The organism is Candidatus Nealsonbacteria bacterium CG07_land_8_20_14_0_80_39_13 (assembly GCA_002779355.1).
Taxonomy (GTDB): domain Bacteria; phylum Patescibacteriota; class Minisyncoccia; order Minisyncoccales.
In genome coordinates, this window is record PEWS01000008.1 from 652 (window position 1) to 5583 (window position 4932).

Genomic DNA, 4932 nt, shown 5'->3' on the forward strand with positions numbered 1-4932 from the left:
TGATGGGATATCAGCTTTTACAGTCAGGACTTTGTTAGTGCTGGCTGGGATGTCAATTAATCCGGAAACATCATAAGTGTTAACTGTGTTGGTTCCGAATTGAACTGTTGTTCCGCTGATTCCGTTAGGTCCGGAAATTAAAGTTGCTCCATCATACAAGGCAATATTGGAAATATCAGTTGAAGCGGCGTCAGTCCCGGCTAAAGTCAATGTAATCTGGGTTACTCTTACGCCTTCAGTTGAACCAGTGCTTAATTTTACAGCAGTGATTGTTCTGTTGGTTGTCCCGAGAACATAACTTTGAGCTGATGGGTTAGTGGCTGCGTCAAGAGCAGTAACCAATGTTCCCTGTGAGATAGTATGAGTCGCTCCCTGTTCCGGAAATCCGGCTGCAGTTGCTGCAGTTGTTGTTACTAAACCGCCGGAGCTTGTTCCGACAGCGTCAACGTCAGAGGCCTGTGTAACTTCCCAGATAATTGTTCTGGATGTGTTAATTCCTCCGGCAACGTCAACATAAACATCAAGGTTCTTTGATGTGCCGACTGGAATGTTAATAAGAGGGCTTCCTGAAATAGTAACAGAAGAGTTAGTTAAGCTGGCTGCTGTTCCTAAAACAGTGGCTCCATATTTAACTTTCACGTTGGAAATATCGCTATTTCCGGCTGTTCCGACTTGGGTCAATTTAAGAGATCTGACGTCAAATCCTTCAATAGCAGATGTCAATTGTAATGTTGCTACATGCTGTTCAACGCTTCCGGCGATTGGGTTGGAAGCTGAAGGAGTAGCTAATATGTCAGCAGTTAATGTGCCGACTGCCTGTGTGGCAACTGATTTGTAGCTTCCGTTAACAGGGAAATTACCGCCGAGAGTTATTCCTCCGGCAACGATGTCAGAAGCGCTAGCAACTCCTAATGTGATGGAGTTAGCTACAGAGGCTGAAGAGGATAGGCTTGCCTTTACAGTTATCTGTTTTACGCTATTGGCCTGAATCATCAAGCTCAAATTGCTGAACACGGCTTTGTGAGTTGTTGTGCTCAAAGCCTGTGTTGAACCGATTTGAGTTGTGCCGTCGTATAACTTTACGTTAGTTAAGTCGCCGTCAGCAGAGACACCTGTTCTTGTTATAGAAATAGAAGTGATAGCGTAAGCGTCATTGCCGGCTGCCAAATTCAAGACAGTAAATACCTGATCTTGAGATCCTTTAGCAACTATTGTAGCTGCAGGAGAGCTGGCGGCTAAACTTACTGTGTTGGCTGTTGAAACAGCGCCTGTGCTGTCACATTTTACACCAGTTGTTGTGCTGTATCCGGCTGTTGAAGTACATCCTGCCGGTAAAACGACAACTGCTACGCCTATGTCGCATTTAACTCCGGTAGTTGAGCTATATCCGGCTGTTGAAGAACAACCTGCTGGTAAAGCTCCTGTACCTGTACCGGTTCCTGTACCTGTGGCTAACATAGTGTTCAATTTAGCTCTTGTTGCAGAACCGACAAAACCTGTTCCTGATGTTAATCCGAAAACGGATAAAATTTCTGAAGCGTATTTGTTTTGGAATTTGATAACAGCCGCCTTAGTCGCTGGACCAAAATAGCTGGTTTCATTTCCAGTTGAGCCGACGCCTGTGGTGGCTACCTGTGTTGTCGGGTCAGAGTTCAAAACAATCTGCAAACATTTTACAGCATCGCCTTTGCTTCCAACTCTTAAATTCGCTGTGAACGAAGTAATCGCGCAACCCTGAACTGTTCCTGTGGTTGTAGCGGTTGTTGTTTGAGCTAATAATCTTTGAGCTTGAGCCAATTGCTCTGTCAAAGCTGTAATCATAGCTTCCAATTCAGCTTGCGTTGCCGCAGCTACTGGAGATACCACTAAACCAAGAACAAAGGTCACGGCAACTACCGTGGATAAAATCTTTTTCTTGATAGACATATTTTATTCTAATTTTTAATTTTAAATTTTTAATTTTAAATTTCCATCGCGCCGACCATGAGCTCGCGGCTTTAGCTATTAACCACGAACTGGCGATTTTCCAAATATTAACACAATTTAGTTGCCGTCTTTCGGCAAACTAATCAAGGCTGATAAATAATCTCCGCTTTCATAATAATCAATGGCTGACTTCAACGCTGAACTGCTTTCTTCTGACAATGTACAAGTTTTCAAATATTTAATTTCTGATTCTACGATTGTTTTATATTGCGCTTCCAATCCGCTATTTTCTTCTTTCGGTTCTATGCCCAATGAAGCATAAGCCTCTGTTTGCTTGGCATCTATCTCTTTCAAAACAGGAGCGAATTTCTTCGCTAATTTCACGGCCTCCTTTTTACCTTTTCCTTGAATAGAATTCAAGATGTCTTTCTTCACTTCAGCCTTTGTCGTCTTTACTTCTTCAATTCCGACAGCCAAACTTCTGGTTTTATTTTGGTCTGTAATTTTGTTTAAATCGTTTAATCTATCATCAACCAACTTCAGCTGGAAATTCGTTTTCTCGTCGCCTGAAGCAAGCATAGATGCTTGAAATTTTTCCTTCATTTTCTTAACTGCATAAAGACTGTCTCCGGGTAAAGAATTGTCTGAAACCAGAACAGTTGAAACAGCGATCAAAACAAGGACAAGACTGGCGCTTAAAACTCTTCTAAAAGAGAACAATTCCAGAAAAGAAAACTTCGGCTTTTCATACCCGCCTGCATTGCCATGCAAAGCATTGCGGGCAGGTAAAAATCCGGCTCTGGTATTCAAAACCCATTCCGTAGAAGGCCTGATTCCCTTCAACTCCTTGAGCTTATTAATGATTTCTTTTTCCGTGAGATTTGCCATATATAAATTATGACTCATTTACGCCTATTTTGTTACAATTTCAAAATCTCAAAATTTCAGAATTTCAAAATTTAAGCTTCTTTGTGCCTGTTATTAAGCGCTTCTTTCAATGAGTTCATCGCCCTATGGAGCATTACCCTTGTGGCCGACTCTGACTTATCAACCAGCTTAGCTATCTCCGGAATAGAAAGCTCTTCCAAATGCCTCCAAACAATGATACTTTGTTCATCCTCCTTCAACCTGACTAAGCCGGCCTTGAGCAGGGAAAGGTCAGAATTTACCATTGACTTTTCCTCTAAATTTTTAGGGTCAACAATGGGGGACAGGTCAGCTGAAACAACAGCTGTTCTGCCCTTGGCTTTGTAATAATCAGCTATTAAGTTTCTAGCAATCTGATATAAAAACGCCTGCTGATTTTCAATCTTAGTCCCCTTCTTCAGGGCGTTAAAAAACTTCAAGAATGTCTCCGAAGACAAGTCCTCGGCGACCTCCTTGATCCCTGTTTTTAAAAAGACAAAACGGTATATCTTGTTGATATAATCATCGTATGTCCTACCGAAAATTTCCTTTATTTCCTTATAATTTTCCCTATTAAATAAGTTCATTTAAGCTTATGTCCTACCCTTAATTGTATAGCGTCCTACCCTTAAAATACATGTCCTACCCCATTAAGCCTCCCTGATTTTGTAAAAAGTGGCATTCTTCTCCCCTATCCTGTCCAGCACTTTCTTCTCAACCAGTTGCTCAAAATCCCGGCGAATCGTCCTCTTGCTGACATCAGGGAACAGCCTCTTAATTTCGCAAACTTGAGCCTTTCCTTTCTCCCTCAACAGCCCCATAATCTTGCCCTGTCTCATTCTTTGCGGAGAACAGAAATTGTCGTTTTCGGGAATGGATTTTTCAGAAACTAATTGAGGAGAAAAAATGTTGCCGATTCCGAAGAGCTTTTCCCTAAATCCCTCGGCTAACATCTCGCTCGGCTTCCCTCCCGGTTTCCCTCCCGGCTTCTCTCCCTGTGGACAACTCTGCAGGGAAGCCACCCCCGACACTTCCGCTTCTCCGGCCAACTCATTTCTCAAATTGGAATACTCGCTTTGAATAGTTAAAATATCAAAAGGGCTCAGCCAGTTCTGGCTTTTGGCGATTTCAAAAAAACTTTCCAGAATCTTTATTTTTTCCAGCGCTTCTTGGCATTCTTTATTTATGTCGCCATTGACATCTCTTTCAATTATTAAAATCAAGTTTGCCAATATCTCGCTTCCTAATTCCCTCATCTTATTTCGCAGGGGGTCTTTCTTTGGAAAAAGCAAAGTTATCCGGTAAAGATTGGAGGTAAGTTGAATGACAAAATCTTTATCCATGTAACTATTTTAAATATATGTCTAAAAATTATAACAAAATAAAAACCCTTCGTCAAAAATCAACAAAGGGGGTGTACATAATCACGAAACCAAGGGGGCATGAGAATCGATGATCATCGTTTCCTTATAATCCGTCAGAACCCTATTTCCGTACACATAATTAAGAAGATCATTTTTTATTGACGCAACGGCTTCTTTTTTAGCCGAAACAATCAACGAAAAATTCCCAACTCCATTTCGGAACATAACCCATGGTATCCCTTTTAAAACTGTTGCTATTTCTTTGGATAACTTTTCTATATCGCCATCAAGAACTCCGCATATTTCAGCCGTGAATTCTTCCTCGTTGTTTTTGTTTTTTTCTATTTTTCTGTCCATTTTGATTATTTTTATTTTTTTATTTTTATATTTTTATATTTTGATTTCCTGCCATTTCTTTCTGTACGCTTCTGCGTTTCAGATTCCTATCCTATCCAGCTCTTCCGGATATTCATTGCGGCAAGAATTTAAACCCTCATTATCCATAAGAATTCAAATTCTTGCCCCAATCTTTTTAATGTCCTATATTACTATCCTATGTCTGTTTTAAGATATCATACTTTAATGTTCTTGCCAAATCCCCCATCCCTGTGGATAACTCTGCAGGGAAGCCACCCCGGTAAATTAGACATCGTCCCGTAGATTTACCTTTGAATCCGAACACTGTATGATAAAAAGAAAAATATGAAAAATTTTACACATATAACAGATAATGAGC

General features: G+C 40.7%; 5 protein-coding genes. All 5 read right to left on the minus strand.

Features of this window, described 5'->3' with window-relative positions; all coding sequences use genetic code 11:
- Window positions 1-1926: hypothetical protein (locus COS96_00510; protein ID PIU44147.1), on the minus strand; the 1926-nt coding region annotated here is incomplete at its 3' end.
- A gap of 117 nt (window positions 1927-2043) precedes the next feature.
- Window positions 2044-2814 (minus strand): hypothetical protein, encoded by a 771-nt coding sequence (locus COS96_00515; GenBank protein PIU44148.1) that lies wholly within the window; start codon window positions 2812-2814, stop codon window positions 2044-2046.
- Window positions 2815-2885: 71 nt separating this feature from the next.
- Window positions 2886-3419, minus strand: coding sequence for a hypothetical protein (locus tag COS96_00520; GenBank protein ID PIU44149.1), 534 nt, complete (start codon window positions 3417-3419; stop codon window positions 2886-2888).
- Window positions 3420-3482: 63 nt separating this feature from the next.
- A complete protein-coding gene (locus COS96_00525) occupies window positions 3483-3671 on the minus strand; it encodes a hypothetical protein (GenBank protein ID PIU44151.1) in 189 nt (62 codons plus the stop codon).
- Window positions 3672-4256: 585 nt separating this feature from the next.
- Window positions 4257-4553: a hypothetical protein gene (locus tag COS96_00530; protein PIU44150.1), complete on the minus strand. Its 297-nt coding sequence runs from the start codon at window positions 4551-4553 to the stop codon at window positions 4257-4259.
- Window positions 4554-4932: the final 379 nt, after the last annotated feature.

Bases quoted from the DNA above. Each gene is read 5' to 3' on its own strand.
- COS96_00515 (PIU44148.1), bottom strand. From the start codon at position 2,814: ATGGCAAATCTCACGGAAAAAGAAATCATTAATAAGCTCAAGGAGTTG.
- COS96_00520 (PIU44149.1), bottom strand. From the start codon at position 3,419: ATGAACTTATTTAATAGGGAAAATTATAAGGAAATAAAGGAAATTTTC.
- COS96_00525 (PIU44151.1), bottom strand. From the start codon at position 3,671: ATGAGACAGGGCAAGATTATGGGGCTGTTGAGGGAGAAAGGAAAGGCT.
- COS96_00530 (PIU44150.1), bottom strand. From the start codon at position 4,553: ATGGACAGAAAAATAGAAAAAAACAAAAACAACGAGGAAGAATTCACG.